The organism is Nocardia sp. NPDC047654, from assembly GCF_043205035.1.
GTDB lineage: Bacteria > Actinomycetota > Actinomycetes > Mycobacteriales > Mycobacteriaceae > Nocardia.
Window position 1 is genome coordinate 30330 of the sequence record NZ_JBIDDF010000006.1, and the last position, 16131, is coordinate 46460.

At 64.3% G+C, this 16131-nt stretch carries 14 protein-coding genes; 4 read left to right on the top strand and 10 right to left on the bottom strand.

Annotated elements, in window-relative coordinates; all coding sequences use genetic code 11:
- Positions 1 to 17: 17 nt before the first annotated feature.
- The 7 genes from ACGF7Y_RS18595 to ACGF7Y_RS18625 all read right to left on the bottom strand — a co-directional run bounded on the left by ACGF7Y_RS18595 (position 18) and on the right by ACGF7Y_RS18625 (position 8610).
- Entirely contained in the window at positions 18 to 1967 is a 1950-nt protein-coding gene (locus ACGF7Y_RS18595) for a vWA domain-containing protein (RefSeq protein ID WP_393235277.1), read from the bottom strand.
- Positions 1964 to 3217, bottom strand: a complete 1254-nt coding sequence (locus tag ACGF7Y_RS18600) for a KH domain-containing protein (RefSeq protein WP_393235280.1) — start codon at positions 3215 to 3217, stop codon at positions 1964 to 1966. The genes ACGF7Y_RS18595 and ACGF7Y_RS18600 overlap by 4 nt, the downstream gene beginning before the upstream one ends.
- Positions 3214 to 4788, bottom strand: coding sequence for a hypothetical protein (locus tag ACGF7Y_RS18605; RefSeq protein ID WP_393235284.1), 1575 nt, complete (start codon positions 4786 to 4788; stop codon positions 3214 to 3216). Before ACGF7Y_RS18605 ends, ACGF7Y_RS18600 begins: the two co-directional genes overlap by 4 nt.
- Before the next feature lie 521 nt (positions 4789 to 5309).
- Positions 5310 to 5594, bottom strand: a complete 285-nt coding sequence (locus tag ACGF7Y_RS18610; protein ID WP_393235287.1) for a LuxR C-terminal-related transcriptional regulator — start codon at positions 5592 to 5594, stop codon at positions 5310 to 5312.
- A gap of 229 nt (positions 5595 to 5823) precedes the next feature.
- Positions 5824 to 6150, bottom strand: coding sequence for a hypothetical protein (locus ACGF7Y_RS18615; RefSeq protein ID WP_393235289.1), 327 nt, complete (start codon positions 6148 to 6150; stop codon positions 5824 to 5826).
- A gap of 2 nt (positions 6151 to 6152) precedes the next feature.
- The gene (locus tag ACGF7Y_RS18620) at positions 6153 to 6752 is read right to left on the bottom strand and encodes a toll/interleukin-1 receptor domain-containing protein (protein ID WP_393235292.1); all 600 of its coding nucleotides are present in this window, start codon (positions 6750 to 6752) and stop codon (positions 6153 to 6155) included.
- A 607-nt stretch (positions 6753 to 7359) separates the two neighbouring features.
- Positions 7360 to 8610 carry a helix-turn-helix domain-containing protein gene (locus tag ACGF7Y_RS18625; protein ID WP_393235295.1) on the bottom strand — a complete coding sequence of 417 codons (1251 nt, stop codon included), beginning with the start codon at positions 8608 to 8610 and terminating at the stop codon, positions 7360 to 7362.
- A 323-nt stretch (positions 8611 to 8933) separates the two neighbouring features.
- Here ACGF7Y_RS18625 and ACGF7Y_RS18630 point away from each other — a divergent pair, with 323 nt between their 5' ends.
- Complete coding sequence (locus ACGF7Y_RS18630; protein WP_393235299.1) at positions 8934 to 9332, top strand: hypothetical protein; 399 nt, start codon at positions 8934 to 8936, stop codon at positions 9330 to 9332.
- A gap of 94 nt (positions 9333 to 9426) precedes the next feature.
- On the opposite strand, the gene ACGF7Y_RS18635 is transcribed toward ACGF7Y_RS18630, so the two are convergent.
- A complete protein-coding gene (locus ACGF7Y_RS18635) occupies positions 9427 to 10890 on the bottom strand; it encodes an MDR family MFS transporter (RefSeq protein WP_393235302.1) in 1464 nt (487 codons plus the stop codon).
- 571 nt (positions 10891 to 11461) lie between these two features.
- On the bottom strand, positions 11462 to 12067 hold the full coding sequence (locus ACGF7Y_RS18640) for a restriction endonuclease (protein ID WP_393235305.1): 606 nt from the start codon (positions 12065 to 12067) through the stop codon (positions 11462 to 11464).
- 672 nt (positions 12068 to 12739) lie between these two features.
- Here ACGF7Y_RS18640 and ACGF7Y_RS18645 point away from each other — a divergent pair.
- The 3 genes from ACGF7Y_RS18645 (at position 12740) to ACGF7Y_RS18655 (ending at position 15548) form a co-directional block, all read left to right on the top strand.
- Positions 12740 to 13843, top strand: a complete 1104-nt coding sequence (locus ACGF7Y_RS18645; protein ID WP_393235308.1) for an MrcB family domain-containing protein — start codon at positions 12740 to 12742, stop codon at positions 13841 to 13843.
- A 64-nt stretch (positions 13844 to 13907) separates the two neighbouring features.
- Entirely contained in the window at positions 13908 to 14633 is a 726-nt protein-coding gene (locus tag ACGF7Y_RS18650) for a hypothetical protein (protein ID WP_393235311.1), read from the top strand.
- Between the two features lie 330 nt (positions 14634 to 14963).
- Entirely contained in the window at positions 14964 to 15548 is a 585-nt protein-coding gene (locus tag ACGF7Y_RS18655) for a hypothetical protein (protein WP_393235314.1), read from the top strand.
- A gap of 270 nt (positions 15549 to 15818) precedes the next feature.
- Here ACGF7Y_RS18655 and ACGF7Y_RS18660 read toward each other — a convergent pair whose 3' ends face one another.
- Positions 15819 to 15992, bottom strand: a complete 174-nt coding sequence (locus ACGF7Y_RS18660; protein ID WP_393235316.1) for a hypothetical protein — start codon at positions 15990 to 15992, stop codon at positions 15819 to 15821.
- Positions 15993 to 16131: the final 139 nt, after the last annotated feature.

The window sequence follows — 16131 nt, forward strand, 5'->3', positions numbered from 1 at the left end:
GTCCAGTGGTCACGGGCCTAGTAGCCTTCGATGGAGAACGCGTCGGCATACTGCTCGGCGCGCGGAGACAGCGGTGCGTTCTCGAGCACGATCTTCACCTCTCGCAGCACCTCGACGACACCGGCCAGCAAACCGACCTGCAACTTCGTCCACGACTCGGCGTCGTCGTCGGCGAGGACCTTCCGTCCGGTCAACTTGAGGCAGACCGCACCGAGCAATTCGGCATCGCGACTCGCGATCAACGCGTGCCCGTCGCTGTTGCGGAACCGCCGGACCGCGTCCATCCGCCAATCCCGGATCGTGTCGTAGACGCCGTCGATGCCGTACCGCTCCTTGGGCTCCTTGGGCTGCTCGCCCTTGAGCCGCCGGTCCAACGTCTCACCGAACGCGTGATGACAATCCAGGATCCATGACGTGAAATCGCGCGCACCGTGCAGCGGACGGCCGAGATCGAGCAGTTTGCCGTGATGCACGTGGCCGAACAGATCGCTCTCACCGCAGCGGCGCGAGAGGTCGTTCAACTGGGTCCGCAATTCCAGCAACTCCTCGGAGAGATCCCCGAGTTTCCGCCGCACTTCGCGGTCGACGCGGCGACCCGCGGGATGAAGCGTGTCGATCGTCGACTGCAGCCTGGCGCCGCCGGGACCGGACGGTTTGCCGACGTGATGTGCGACACCGGTGCCCAGATCCGCGAAATAGCTGTGCAGTACGTCTACCCCGCCGGTCCGGCTCGGATCGCCACCACCCACCCGCACCAGTTCCCGCAGCAACGCGTGGTTCGGGATCACACTGATATGCGGATCGCGCTCGCCCGGTGGACGATTCGTCTGCCACCAGCGCATGAACGTGTCGCGATCGCCGATCCCGACGGCATGGAGGTTGATGCTCAGGAATTCGTGCAGTTCCTCCATCAGCGAGACTGGATCGGCGATCGCGACCACGGCCTCGCCCGCGGTTTCCTCGCCCTTCTCTTTCCAGTCGGCCCCGTCACTGACCAGAACTATCAATCGGTCGTTACCCGGCACACCGTGGCGGTGCAGCAGGTCGGACGCGAAATGCAGGGCCTGTCCGATGTCGGTTGCCGCGTTCTCCGGCCGCAGCAGGCCGATGGCGCCCTGGAAGTCCCGCAGTGTCCGCTCGTCGTCGGGGCCCTGGATCTCGGCCATCGAGCCCGACCTAGGGAAGACGCACATCGACGTGGTGGTGAACTTCACCAGCGCGATACGGGCCACCCGCCCGGTCACGTGCCTGCGGATCTCGACCATATCCATGAGCGAACGCTTCAGGGCATCCATCCGCGATATGTAGGCGGATCTCCGGCGCGATCCGAGGCGGACGACGTCGGCGCGGTCCTCGATGTCGTCCCAGCTCATCGAACCGCTGCAATCGGCGAGGATCACGATGTCGACCCCGTTGCGATTGCCGGCCAGGAACACGTCCATTTCGGTCTCGGCGTCGATGTAGCACAGGTCCGTCCGCTCCCGCCCGGAGCGGTCGAAGACCTGGCGTACCCGGAAGGACTCCCCGTCGGCGTATACCCACGAGTCACCTCCGCCGAGATGGACTTGCTGGCCCACGATGTCCTTCGCGTTCCGCAACTGCTGGCAGACCTCGTCCAGACGGTTCTCGGTGAGCGGTTCCAGGACGATCCGCGCAGCCGGATCGCACGCCATCGCGCTCAAGCGCCAACCGTGCTCGTCGATCACGCCCAGCCGCAGCTCATCCACCAGATCAGTGCTGACGACGACGGATCCCTCCGCGACCGAAGGCGAGGCGATGATCCGCACCGCCGCCTGCCGCGACGAGTCGGCGCCCACCTCGAAGAGGCCGACCCGGGCGGTCTCGACCCGGCCGGACGTACCCTGACGATCCTCGGCGCTGACGGCGACGATATTCGCGGTGACCAGCCCATTTCCCTTGGCGACCTGCAACGTGTGCCGCCTGCTGTCCCATTCGGTCGATGTCATTTCCGCTCCACTTCGACCCTGACCCCCAGGTCGTTCGACGCCGCTCGCTTCTCCGCGCCGCCGCGTCCGATGAATCTGCCCATGTATTCCGGCTCGACGTCGACGAACAGCAGGTTGGACCGAGGCCGATAGTCCGCGAAGCTGATGTGGTTCGCCACCTCGGCGCGGCCGCGTGCCCGCAACCAAGCGGTGAGTTTGTCGAAGAGTTCGCGGCCGCGTTCCTCGTCTCCTTCGAAAACGGCCACGTCCTGTTTGCGTATCTTCTCGTGCTCCTGCAACAGACGGCGGACAGCATTGTCGGTGCGGCTGTCGTGCTGCAACTCACCGAACATCCGGTCGATGGAGATCATGTCCAGCTTGCGTGAACGAGAATTGATGAAGATATGCCGGACGATCGTCAACCGGGGCAGCCCGATATATGTGCGCCTGGCCTCGGAGCGCTGACCGCGCCGCCGATTCGCGGTTCCCGCCACGATCTGGAAGACGATCTGGCGGTCCTCCAGCGACTTCAGCCGCCGCGCGTGATCCGGGCACAGCCCGAGCCCTCGTTTATGTGGCCCGAAGATCTGCCAGCGATACGCGTGCCTGGCGCATGCCGCGTTTCCGCAAGTCGCGCGCTTGCCATCGACGACGAACTCGCAAGCGATGCTTCCGGTCGAATTGCATCCCGGGCCCGCGCATTCCGGGAATTCTTTTCGATAGCAATCGAGGCAGTACGACGTGTCGGCGCCGCCGGGGTGCCCGACCCGGTGCCGGTCGCAGAACGCGTTGCGTCCCCGGCATATCTCCCCGTTGCACCAGAACGTGGCCGCGGCACCGCACGCGCAGCTGGGCCGGTGGCGCGCACAGGTCGCGGTCATCCGACCCTCGATGACGACGGCGTGCTCGTCGCACACACGTCCCAGCCGATCCCCTTGGCCGCACCCGGTGCACAGGAAGGGCCCGTAGGTGACCTTGCCTTCCGCCGAGCAGGTCGTGCACTTGTGCCGGACCATGGCGGGCTCCAGGACACCCCGGATGGAGAAGGCCGTGGTGTCGTCGACCCGCTCCGGAGCGCGAAGCCGATCCTGTATCCACAGAACGCATGTCCGGTTGTCCCCCAGCGGGACAACGACCTTCTCGGCGTCGCGAAGGCCGGCGCCGTTCAGATGCTGTTCGATCTGCGTCCACAGCGCCCGCAACTCGGCCGCGTCAGTGGGCGGATTGCTCGTCTGCCGGATATCCAGCACGACATTGACGGGCTGATTCACGACTGCGCCCCTTCGGTGGAGCCCAGGATGATCATCTCGACGCTGGCGCGGCGATCGGTTTTGCGTGCGTAGGTTTGGTTGGTGATCAATCCGGCACACGCTCCCCTCGGCAGTCTGCGTGCCAGATCCATCAGCGCGTCCACCGCGGATTTCCGTTCTGCCTCGGCCACATCGAGACGCACGCAAACCCGCTTGTTCTGCGACAACCGACTGCCCAGCTCGTCCGGTACGCCATCGCCGAGTTCCTCCGGCGCGCTCAGTTCGAGCACCGTGGCGTTCGGCTGCCGCAGCACGCGGCGAATCTCCTTGCTGCGACCGAGGCGCGACAGCGCCGGAGCCAGATTGCGCGGCGGGCGACCAGCCAGCAGAGCGCGCAGCCGTTCATCCATGTCACGCTGCTCGGTCAACTGGTCCAACTCGCGAATGATCTCGTCGTCCGACCGGCGCTGACGAGCGGGGCGAGCCGGCCCCTTGCGCCCGTTCGGCGTCGAACGTCGCGGCCGGGCCGTCAGCTTGGTTCGCCAGGCCGCCTCCAAGGTTCCCAGGCTGCCCGGAGCGACCCGCCTGTTGTGCCTGGTCAGCTGGTCGTCCGCGAGCGTCGCCCGATCCCGCAGCAGTGCCGCGATCTGCTCGACTCCGAATGCGTGCTGCCTGCTCCAGACGGCCAGCAAGTCATTCTCGGTCTGGGCGTATTCCGGATGCAGCTTCGCGAGTTCCGGAGCGGAGAGCAAGGGCAGGATCTCGCGCGGCTCGATCTGCATCGCGCGCAGTTCGGCATCGAGGTCGTCGAGCAGATCGGACACCGACTCGGCCGCCGAGCGGCGAACGGTCGCCTGTTCCCGTGCCTTCCGCGGGTCGTCCGCCTCACGCTCGAACTCCCCGCCCATGCCCCTGGCGATGGCGTTCGATCGATTCCTGTCGAGCATCCGTTGCGGGACGGCGGGCATACGCCGACCGTCGCGCTCCATCATCCGCGCACGTACCGCGAGTGCTTGCAGCACGACCGCCTGCGCGACGGCCGAACTCGGGAAGATCTGCGCATCGAGGCATCGAACGCTGACATTCGGGATCTCCAGTTCCGTGTCACCGACCGGATTCACATCCATCACAGCGAAGCCCGATACGCGGTCGTCGCGGCGCAACGCCTGCTCGACCCGCCGCAGGTGCCGGACGGACGCGGAGGCGATATAGCGGGTGGAGACTTGGTCTTTCGATTCCGCCAGGCGCAGCGAACCACGTCCGTTGACGCGGCCCGCGACGAACAGCGCGCGCCCACTGAGCGCGACGAGTTCGGGGACGTAGCGCCGGATCAGGTTGCTGAGAATCTCCCGCTGCAGGTCATCGGCGACTTCGACGGAATGCCCGTCCTCGCACAGCCGACGATGCGGCGGGCCGCCCCAGGAGATGCCCGACGGCAACAGCGTCCCACCGGCCTGTCGCACCTGTTCCGCGGCGGCGGACACGACGTCGGCCAAGGCGCCGACGAGCGCGGCGCGCTGCGCGGGATCGCTGATCCAGACCGGCCCGGTATCGATCCACAGACAGCCGGGCCGGTTCGCATTGAAACACACTCGCGGGAACCCCCCGCCAGAACCGGACAACGCGCTGGATGACCGTTGCAACTTTCGATGCATTTCGTCGATATCGTCTGCGACGATTACGTAGCCCTTCAGAATTCGATGCCGTAATGGAGCATTTCTGTAGGCGCTTACGAGCACAATATATACCTCATCACCCCGGCGGCGATGCGAACGTTCACGTCCCGTCGCCGATCATACTTCCGATAATGTTACCGCTGAGCTACTCGGCGGAAGGCGCCAGCGAGGAGTCATATATCGCCGACTTCGACGCGTATCGAGCAATATCTTGCCGAGTCCATGCATTTCCCGGCAGAATCCCGACCGGCGTCAGCGGCGTCGTACCCGAACATCCACACCCGGATCCCGGGCGGGCGCGAACGGTCCCGCCGTCCCGGCAGCCTCGGTCGACGCGGTCCGCGAGGGACAGCTCCGGGCCCGTCGAGTCGCCCGCACCTTCGGCGTCGCAGCGTCGTCCGGACCGTCCAACCGCGACAGCCCGGGACCTTCGATGGTCAGAGGTCCTCGATGTCGATCAGCCCATCCTGCAATGCGCGGGCAACGAGGGCGGCCTTCGTCGGCGCGGGCCGGCCGACCGCGGCGTACTTGTCCCTGATCCGGGCCAGATGGGTATTGACCGTTCCCAGCGAGATGTATAGGCGCCGACTGACTTCCAGTTTGGAGTCCGACGCGATCCACGCCAGCAGCACCTCGATCTCCCGACTGCTCAGCGCCGGACGCTCCCGCGCCCCCAGCGCGGCGGGCAGCGGGTCGTTCCTGTGGTCGAACGCGACACTCATGAATTTTTCCTTTACAACACTTCGATATTGTTTTCGAGCTACTCGAAGACACGCTGCCGATTCCACGGGAACTCGGCGCGTATTCCACAGTTCTTCACCTCGGCTTCGCGGCGAGACCAGCCGAAACGTGTCTCGCGAGATGAACCGGTGGACAACAGAGAAGGATTCGTGACAACGACGAATCCGGTCGGAGGACGACAGCGATCCGACCGGCCGGGGTCGTGGACGCCTACCGCCGTCCGAACAGGTCGCGCAGACAGACCCGCAACAGGGCAACGGTTCCGACGAACAGCGTGAAAAAGATCAACGCACGCGACAGATCACCGGAGTTCCCGGCGTTGCCCGTATAGGCGGACTGGCCGTAGAAGAAGTACGCGACGTCGAGGAGCAACATCCCCGCCAGCACATACCAGGTCCAGAGGCGCCGCCGCGGGCCGTGGTTGATGCTAATCCGCTGTCGGCCACCATTGTTGGCGAAGATGCTGCCGCCGTTGTTGGCCATGTTGACTTGATTGTTCGCATTGGGATTGTTGTTCGATCCCGGCGAAGGGTGCATTTTCATCTCCTGCCGGGGCCGTCCAGCCTGATGCGCTGGGTCCCGTTCTGATTGGCGTTCACGATGCCGCCTTCACTCGCAACGTTGACCTGGTTGTTCTGCGTACCCGGCGCGGCTGCCCGCTGCCGATCGTCAGGCCGGCTCTCGACCTGCGGGGCGAGCCGCCCGAGTAGGCCGCGGACGTCTTCTTCGAGCGTCCGGTAGCGAATACGCCAGTATTGCGAACCGGAAAGGGCGCGAATGTCATTCGGAAGCTGCTCCGGGCTCGGCAGCGGCGTGTCGTCCAGCACCACGGGAACCACACGTATCCCGCGTTCGAACGCGGTGCGCAACTCCAGCCGCACCCAGTCGCGAGGGTTGTCGATCCGACGACGTCCGCGTGCGTCGCGCGCCTCGAGCCAATGCGGGCCGATCACCGACACCATCGTGTCGCACTCCTGGAGCGCCCGGCGTATCCGGCGTGCGTACAACACGCCCAAGGCCAGGGAATCCTCGTCCCGGAAGACGCGCGCCCTGCCGAGATGGTGGGCCATCTGCTTCGATATCTCGTTGACGGCGTAGACGCTGTCGACGATGCGGTAGTTCAAGAATATCTCCGTCAACTGGGGCACTCCTCGAGGACGGTTATCAGCGCAGCACGGCGCGATGGTGAAGATTTATGATGTGGGATAGCGGAGACAGGAATTAAACCGACCAGTTCGTTGCACCCCTCGCGTGACATCCTTCCGGATGCCTCGCGGTCACAAATCTCGTCCTCGACCGAAACACCACGGTTTTCGAATATAAGTCTGCACTCGAACCCGGATCCGGGCGACCGGAACAGCAAACGTTCGGTCATATACCCGACCGGGTGCAGCAAACGACCGCGCCGCGAAAGATTCTGGTTGGTTTATTTCCCTATTTCGGTCGACTTCCCGCCACCGGTGCTCGGCAGTCGACCTCACGCGGAGCCACGTGTCGATGTCTCAGTGTAGGTCGGCCTATTCCTTCCCTCGTCGCCGCGACGCATCGAAGCGGCGTTGTCGTCTCATGGTCGCCCCCGACGTATCCGATCCCGAAGACACTGCCGCCCAGCGCGATATCGCCCGCGCCGGTGGCTCAGGATTTCCAGGCCGCGAACTACGGCTCGCTCTCCAGCATCCAGCGGGCAGCCGACCGGCAACAGTGGTTGTCCGTTGCCGCTGCGAACGGCAACGGACAACCAGTCGTTCAACGCCTCGACAGGGCGGACATGAGAGCCGGTTGGATGTCGTGCAGCGCGGAGTGCCCGCGGTAGCGTCCGATCGTGCGAGCGAACTCGCGCAGATCGGCGCGGATGGTCATCGAGTCGACCGCACTGATGATGTCGAGCAATGGCTCGATCAGTGCGCACGCTCGGTCCAGCTCACCGAGCGCGGCGTACACCAATGCGCGGCGGGTGCCGAACCGAGCACGGTCACGGTCCGACTGCTCGAAGTTCTGCGACAACGCTCGATCGAACAGAGCGGCGGCCTCCCGGAGGTTGCCGAGGTCGTAGTGGCACCAGGCCTCGATGAGCACAGGCCGTTCATGCAGCGCTGACGGCCCCAGCGCGTTGTCCCCGGTGCGGTGTGCCGCGTCGTAAAGATTCGCGGCCTTGTCCAGCGCTCGCATCGAACTCGAATCGTCCAAGCCGATGGCGTACCCCTGTGCGGCTCCGAGCGCGGCCAGCCAGCGGATCCGAGGATGGACGGCGTGGTCGGCGAGCACTTGTTCGGTGAGGCCGGTCGTCGCGGACGAATCGCCGCGATACAGGCTCAGCACCGCCCGGCGGACGAGCGCGTAGCTGGTCATGTGTTCGTCACTGACGGTAGAGGCGTGCAGGACCGCCTGATCGGTCCACCACAAGGCGCCCCGCTCGTCACCGCACTCTTGCGCCATCCATCCGGCGAACTCCGCGGTACGCGCGGCGTGCAGCAGCAGTCGCTGACGTTGCTCGCCGGTGCTGTGCCGCGCCGAGGCGACCGCGGCATGCGTTTGAGTGACGACCATCGGCAGCACGATGCTCGGGCTGCTGGTCCGGCCGAGTTGTCTCGTCTGCTCGAACATCGCGCTCAGACCGGGCAAGACGACGGCGGAGCCGGTGAGCACCGGAGGGAACGCGGTCACCGGCGGCGCGTGCGACTCCCCGAGGTGGAATGCACCGGAACCATCCACCTGCAATCGGACGATCCACTCGGCCTCCGAACGGATGTCGTCATCGATCTCCGGATCGCCATCCGGTTGCGCTTCCGGCGGAGCGAGCATCAGCAGATCACCGCCGGCGGACAGGACCGTATCGCAGATGCGCGCCAGCGCCACGGAGGGCGACTTGTGCCCGTTCTCTATTCTGCTCAGGTGGCTCGTGCTGTAGTGCACGCGTCCGGCGAGCGTCCCCAGGGTCATCTTCTGCTCGACTCGGCGTCTGCGCAGCTCCGGACCGAATTCAGCACCTGCCATCATTACCTCGGATCCGTTGCCTGCCGGGGCGTCTCGTCCACGACGAGATACTCCGACGAATCTGCAACTGCCCCTTCGAGCCGGGGCCGACCGGCTACCACACCCCTTGTTGCCGAGAGTCTACCGTCCACCGCTTCTCGCGGTACGCGAATTCGTTGTCGGACAATGCCCGCTCAGCCGATGCGTCGATGCCCTGATTTGTCCGTCGCGGCCGTCCCGCTCCTGCTGCCGTACCCTGGCGACGCGGACCGGAATACTGAATTGCTCTCCGCCGGACGAGAATTGGGGACGGAATGGATACGGATCATCGAGTCAAGCACCTCGAGATGTTGCAATCCATCATCGCGCGGTTGAGTCAGCAGTCGTTCACGGTGCGCGGATGGTCGGTGACTCTGGTCTCGGTGATCTTCGCGCTGCTCACCGCGCAGGCTCGGCAGGGATCGGGCCTGATACTGCTGGCTTTGGCGCCTACCTGGATCTTCTGGGGTCTCGACGGGTACTACCTGAGCCTCGAACGCCGGTACCGTCAGCTGTTCGCCTCCGTCGCCCAGCAGTTGCGAGACCCGGCAGCGACCGGATTGCTTCCGTTCGACATGACCCCCGTTTCCGGCCGTCCGGCTCGCGATCTCGCGCGAGCGATCGTCACCCCCAGCGTGGCCGCGATCCCCGCGGTGCTGACCGCCCTGATCATCGGCTACCGGATAGTCACGATCATCAACGATTGAGAGGCGGCCGCGCACGGGTACCTACCCGGTCCCTGCCGCATACGGCGAAGCCCTGGCAGTCGATGCTGCCAGGGCTTCGCCGTGCCGGATTCGCTCAGTGCTTGGCGAGTTCGGGAGTCGCGGTCTCGAATTCCTCGGCTTCCGCCGGGGCGGCGGCCCGGCCCGGCAACAGCACGGCCATGACGATCACGAGCAACGCCAGAGCCGCCGAGACGAGGAAGGCCAGGCGCATGCCGTCGAGATGGGCGGTGACGAGATCCGCGCCTTCCGCGGCGCGGGTGGTGGCGTGCGCCGACATCACCGTCACCACCAGTGCGGTACCGAACGCCGCGGCGACCTGCTGCAAGGTGCCGAGCATGGAGCTGCCGTGCGAGTACAGCTGCTGCGGCAACGCTCCGAGACCGAGGGTGAACACCGGGGTGAACGCCGCCGCGAGCGACACCATCAGCAGAATGTGCAGGGCCAGCAGCTGCCAGTACGGCATGGTCATCGAGATCTGAGTGAACCCGGCCAGCGACGCGGCGATGCCGATCGAGCCCGGAATCACCAGCAGGCGCCCGCCGAGCCGGTCGAACAGGCGGCCGACCGTCGGTCCGAGCAGCCCCATCGCCAATCCGCCCGGCATCACCAGCAAGCCGGTGGCCAAGGGGCTCAGACCACGCAGGTTCTGCAGATACAACGGCAGCAGGATCATCGATCCGAGCATCGCCATGAACGCCACCGACATCAGGATCAGCGCCTTGGCGTAGGTGCCCGACAGCAGGACCCGCAGATCCAGCAGCGGCGTGCCGGTGCGCTGCAGGCGCAGCTGACGCCACACGAACGCAGCGATCAGCGCCGAGCCTGCGGCGACGATCAGCGCGGGGCCGGTGAGGTTGCCACTCTCGAACCGGCTGAGCCCGAACACCAGCCCACCGAACCCGAGCGCCGCCAGTGCCACGCTGGACACGTCGATCTGCCCGGCTTGCGGTTCACCGACGTTCTCCAGCTGACGCAGACCCAGCCAGGCGATGATCCCGGCGATCGGCAGCACCAGCACGAAAAGCCAACGCCACGAACCGATTTGCAGCACCGCTCCGGAGATCACCGGACCCATCGCGGGCGCGACCGAAATAGCCAAGGTGACGTTGCCCATCACCCGGCCCCGGTCCTGTTCGGGCACCACCGTCATCAGCGTGGTCATCAACAGCGGCATCATCACCGCGGTGCCGAACGCCTGAACGACTCGCCCGAGCAGCAGCACCGCGAACGACGGGGCGACCGCCGACAGCGCGGTACCGGCCAGGAAGACGCCCATCGCGGCGGCGTAAGCGTGCCGGGTGGACACACGCTGCAGGAACCAGCCGGTGGTCGGGATGACCGCCGCCATCGTCAGCATGAACGCCGTCGACACCCACTGCGCCGCCCGGTCGGTGATCGCGAGGTCTTCCATCAACCGCGGAATCGCGTTGATCATGATGGTCTCGTTCAGGATCACGACGAAAGTCGCGAGTACCAGCACCCGGATGACGGTCGGTGTCCGCCCTCCCGAGGCGGGAGCGGATAATTCGGCGGACATCGGATACCTCCGGGGCAATGGGTCGTTGACAAGAACATGTGGCCCTGTGCCGAGTCACCGGATCGGGTCCCGGCGCCACAGCTGTAGAGACGGCGTCGATTGCTCGAACTCATCGGGCGCGGGTCAGTATTCCGGTCGGCACCGACAGAAATCACCCGATTTTCCGGCCGACCCACCGCACACGCCTACCAGAAACCGCTGTTCAGCAGCCGCTCCCACCAGGTGCCGAAACCGAATCGTGAGCCTGGTCACTGCCCGCGAACCACTGGTTTCGGCGCTCGCAGCCCGTTCCTACGCCGACCTGCGGACGAAGACCACGATGTCGTCGAGAGCATCCTCGACTCGCCCGGCGATCTCGGGCTCGTTCGACAATCGGCGCACTACTGGAACCAACACGTTCTTCAGTGGGTGACGGCCGCGCGATTGCCCGATGGTTTCGGGCGAGATGCCCGAGAGCGGTGACCGCGGCCGCACGCACGCCGAAGTCAGGACTATCCAACAACCTCAGCGCACGGTCGGTCACCCACGCGGCATCCGGACCATGCGGTGCCACAGCGTCCACCACCCGACCTCATTCCCAGGGAGCAGGACCGGTCCCGGAGTTCCATGCGGCCAGCGCACGGCTGTCCACGAGCCGGATTCCGCTCCGGGCGGCTGTAGCGCGAGCGGGCGCGGTGAACGACGCCGTCGCGACCAGCGCGGCAATGTCGAATCGGTGCCAGGTCAGCAATCCACCGACCAGTTGCTGCATCTCCTTGTCACCGACCCTGCGTGTGATGTTGTACCGCTTGGCCTGCAGGATCAACCTGCGCCCGTCCGGAGTCGACGCGACCACGTCCGCGCCGTGGTCACCCGAGCCGCCCGAGACCTCCACCTGACGGCAACCGCTGTCGCGACACAGCGAAGCCAGCGCGTGCTCGAACTGCTTGTCATTCATATCGTGAAACGGCAAGACGGCACGTAGTCGCTTGTCCACGAGTTCCCGACGCCGCCGGATACGCGACTTCCACAACACCGCCGCGATTACTGCCACGACGACAACCCCCACCACCGCCGCGATAACGACCACAAGGTTGTCCCTGGCGAATCGCACCACCGGGGCCAGAACCACAACCCCGGCAATCCCGAACATCAACAGCAGAGCCACGTTGTCGGAGTGACGACGCCGTCTTGCCATGTCTCCCCCTCGGCGATGCCGGTCGATTGTCGGCGAAAAGAACCGTAGCGCAACCGACCGACAAACTTCCCCCGAATCCGGCTGCCCCACCCCCGCATAGCAGCGTGCACCCGACGGGCGAAATTCAGCATGTTCGAGTTCATCGAGCGCCGCACTTCTCGCGCTGATTGCGCATGTCCGGGTGATTCTCTCCCCCGCAGGCTCGCCTCGAGAGCGCCCCTGCGGTGCCGCGCTGCGACGCACAGCACGGTTCTTCGAACGGCGGTGACCAGCAGGCGCGTCGGCCAGGCGACCCGGTTAGGTCCATCACGACGCCGCGGTGGTACACAGGGCGGTCATGAGCGGGTTGCTTGCCGGAAATAAATACGGCCCCCGACCTGGCAAGATGAACTGCTGGTCAGAGGCCGTTTTCTGCTCCCCCATCTGGACTCGAACCAGAAACCTGCCGACTAGCTGAACGGTGCACTACTACAGACAACCGGATCTGTCCGGTGCAGTACGAAATACGCTGCGGGGCAGACGATGTGGCGGCCACGCGCTACTCGGAAGACTGTATGACACGACCCGGCACGACTGGGACCGGTCGGGACTTCGTGGAGACTTCATGGCAGCTTGGTTCCCCTGCTCGGCAACGCGCGGTCCTTGTCGGTGGAGGTGTGTAGATTGCTCGGCATGCCCTTGGGGGACCTTCTGAATGAAGTACTGACACTGCAAGCTGATCGGACCAACGACCCGAACGCCCCCGCGATGCGACGGCGAAGGACGTTGGTGGAGGTCGAGATTCGGGATCTGATCCGGGATGTGTTGTCGGAGCCGTTCCCGGCTTGGCAGGCCGATGGGAGCAACGGGAAGGGCGCGCCGGCCGAGACTCCGTGGACCCGGTTTTGCGACCTGGAGCGTAGCCCGAAGCCAGGGCAGGGGTGGTACGCGGTTTACCTGTTCGATGCATCCGGAGACAAGCTGTATCTGTCGCTGAACCAGGGCACCACCATTTGGGACACCGAGCGCCGTACCTTCGTGTTCCGGCCGAAGGAACAGTTGTCCGGCCGCGTGCAATGGGCCCGATCCGTGCTGGCCACCGATGGCGCCGCACCGAAGACGTTCACCGACATCCATCTGTCGGGCAGGTCCCAGTTAGGTAGGGCCTATAACTTCGGCAATGTCCACGGCATCGAGTATCAGGCCGGAGCTCTACCGTCCGAAGACGAGTTGCGTCAAGATCTGCTGCATATCGGCCGGCTGCTGGAGAAGCTGTACACGGTCGACGCCCAGACCGTGTACCTGCCAGGTGACGAACCCCCCGAGGTCGCTGACGTCGAACTCGCCGCGGATCAAGCCGCGGGCAATGTGCGCCGCAAGAAGAACGCCGGCCAAGGTTTTCGACTGGACACGCCCGCCAAGCTGGCTATCGAGAAGCACGCTGTCAAGCTGGCGACCGAACACTTCAAGGAGCTTGGTTACAAGGTCGAATACACCGGCGACAAGCAGTCGTACGACCTACTGGCCACACTGGAAGGCTTCGAAGACGATCCGCTCTATGTCGAGGTCAAAGGAACCGCTTCCCTGGGTGAGCAGATCCTCCTCACGCGAGCAGAGGTGGAGCATCACCTTGCACATCCGAACAATGCGCTCTTTCTAGTTCATTCTATCCTTTTGGATCGGACGAACGGCGCCACCATCGCCTACGGCGGCACACCAATAGTGAAACAGCCATGGAAGATCGATGAGGCCGGCCTGACGGTGATATCTTACAAATACCGCATCCCCCCGGCATAGGCTCACAAGGTGTCGCGCATATTGACTGGACTCACGAACAGGAATCGAGCTGCGGATTGTGACTGTGAAGGCGTGGTTGGAAGGCGAAGAGTTCGATCTGCAGGATCTCGCTGCGCTTTTCCCTACCGGCGATACCCGAGTCGTTCACGAAGGTGACGGCTATTTTCTGACATCACCCGATCTTGATAATCGATCGCCTGCGGCGCCTATTCAGCAGGTGGCAACCACAGCCTTGACTCGCATCAACGGGATCGGCCGCGCGATAAACCCTGATTTTCGCCCCGTTCGACTGAGCGGACGATACGACGATGGGCAGAATGCATTCGTCGCGGTGGAGGCATCGTTCGGAGGTCGCGCCAGACTGACCGTTGATGCGGTGGTGTGCAACGCCGACGGAGAGGAGATTCCTCAGCCATCGCCACCTGGCCCCGTATACGTCGACATGGCGTCCGACAAGGATGTGTCGGAAGTGCTGACCATCATGGGCCAATCCGGCGAACTCTCCTGGGGCGAGTTGTACAAGATCTACGAGATCATCCAGGACAGAGTTGGCAGTCTTTCTGCCCGAGGCTGGGGCATCGCAAAGAATACTGAGCAAGCCTTCACGGCCTCGGCCAACCATCAGGCAATCTCTGGGAGCAAGGCTCGACATGCACGTTTCAAGGGGTCGCCTCCAGGGGAATCGAAGCGGATGTCAGAGGAGGAGGCTCGTCGGTTCATTAGCGGCGTGGTCGCTCACTGGCTGAAAGAGCTGTCCGACGGCCACATGCCGATTCCCGGTTCGACGTAGAGGTCTGGCAAATCAGTCGCCGTCACGGCGAGCGACCGCTAGTGTCGGTGGGTCGATTCGAGGAGTGTAGGTCGGTGCACTCCGCTCGGTTGCAATCTACTGAGGAGAATGATGGAGGGCGACGACCAACTGATCGGACGAGTGGCTGAGTGGCTGCAGAACCAGGGCTATCCACTGGAGATGCGGACAGCGAGAGAGCTACAGTCCAGGGGAATTTGGGCATCGCTAGGGTGGTACTACACAGACGTGCAATCGGGCCAGCAGCGAGAGACCGACGTGTATGCTCGGGCGGATCGCGACGATGGACAATCAAGATCGGTGGAGGTCTGCTTGACCATCGAATGTAAGTCTTCCCGAGATAAACCGTGGGTTCTGTTCACGGATGATACAAGCAGCCCGTCGCTGTTTAGTATGCGGTGGCAACGCCTCGGTGTCCCGAACCAGGCCTGGTTGTGGAAGGCAGTGAGGAAGGCGAATTCCCGAAAGCTCCCCACTCCCCTATTAGACGGATATGGCCCCTTTGGCTACGCTTTGGCAAGAACATTCGCCAGTAAAAACGAAGATGTGGCGTTTAGCGCGATGATGTCTGTCGCCAAAGCAGCAGCCGGGCTTCGTGAGCAACTCGCTGCTGCTCATAAAGACTTTGGCAGTGATGATGCAATGCATGCTGTCGTACTACCGGTTCTGGTGGTCGATGCGCCACTTCTGAAATGCGAACTTGACGACGACGGAACCGAGCGGTTATCTAGGATCGATCGTGGAACAGTTCTGTGGAAGTATCAGCTCACGCCAGGACACCCGCCGTCCACGATCGTGACGATCGTGACACCCGCAGCACTTCCGTCACTCGCTGATGATCTGAACAAGACAGCGGATAGCTTGTACGCCAGTGCAATCGGGAAGAAACCGGCATAGCGCTACGTGCCGACGTGATGGCCCTGCTGGGTGGTGGATTGCACTCATAGGCGGGCTGGCTGCGCCTGCCCCTTATAGGCCTGCCTTTCGCGCGTAGAGGCTCCGGGGTCAAGAGTGGCGAAAGCCATCAGCGAAGCTGACGCCGTAGGCGCTCTTGACGCTGGAGGGGCGCGTGAACACAATGCAGGCCACCACACAGCAGGGCCAAGCGGCCGAAGGACGCTCAGTAGTTCGGCAACCAGGAGAAGGGGGCCGAGGCCCCCTCCGGGATCAGTACGGGTACCGCGCCATGGTCTCGAGGTTGCGGCGGATCTGGGCGTCGCATCGGTGGCAGCGCCACCGGATCTCCTGCTGCTCTCCGTAGGTGGGGTACTCGTAGAGGAACGGGACTGCGGCGGGGTTGTCGCATCCGCGAAGCTGGCAGGTATCGGGCTTGGTGATCATCGTTCGGGTTCCTCTCCGGTTGGGGTGGTCTGACTGAGGGCGTCTCGATCACGGCTCCGGCGGGTGTCAAGAGTGGCGCCAGCCATCATGCAGTGACGCCGTAGGCGCTCTTGATGCCCGCTGGTGGCGTGATAGCCCT

Coding starts and splice junctions, on each gene's coding strand:
- ACGF7Y_RS18595 (WP_393235277.1), bottom strand. CDS start 1,967: ATGACATCGACCGAATGGGACAGCAGGCGGCACACGTTGCAGGTCGCC.
- ACGF7Y_RS18625 (WP_393235295.1), bottom strand. CDS start 8,610: ATGATGGCAGGTGCTGAATTCGGTCCGGAGCTGCGCAGACGCCGAGTC.
- ACGF7Y_RS18630 (WP_393235299.1), top strand. CDS start 8,934: ATGTTGCAATCCATCATCGCGCGGTTGAGTCAGCAGTCGTTCACGGTG.
- ACGF7Y_RS18610 (WP_393235287.1), bottom strand. CDS start 5,594: ATGAGTGTCGCGTTCGACCACAGGAACGACCCGCTGCCCGCCGCGCTG.
- ACGF7Y_RS18645 (WP_393235308.1), top strand. CDS start 12,740: ATGCCCTTGGGGGACCTTCTGAATGAAGTACTGACACTGCAAGCTGAT.
- ACGF7Y_RS18640 (WP_393235305.1), bottom strand. CDS start 12,067: ATGGCAAGACGGCGTCGTCACTCCGACAACGTGGCTCTGCTGTTGATG.
- ACGF7Y_RS18635 (WP_393235302.1), bottom strand. CDS start 10,890: ATGTCCGCCGAATTATCCGCTCCCGCCTCGGGAGGGCGGACACCGACC.
- ACGF7Y_RS18660 (WP_393235316.1), bottom strand. CDS start 15,992: ATGATCACCAAGCCCGATACCTGCCAGCTTCGCGGATGCGACAACCCC.
- ACGF7Y_RS18615 (WP_393235289.1), bottom strand. CDS start 6,150: ATGCACCCTTCGCCGGGATCGAACAACAATCCCAATGCGAACAATCAA.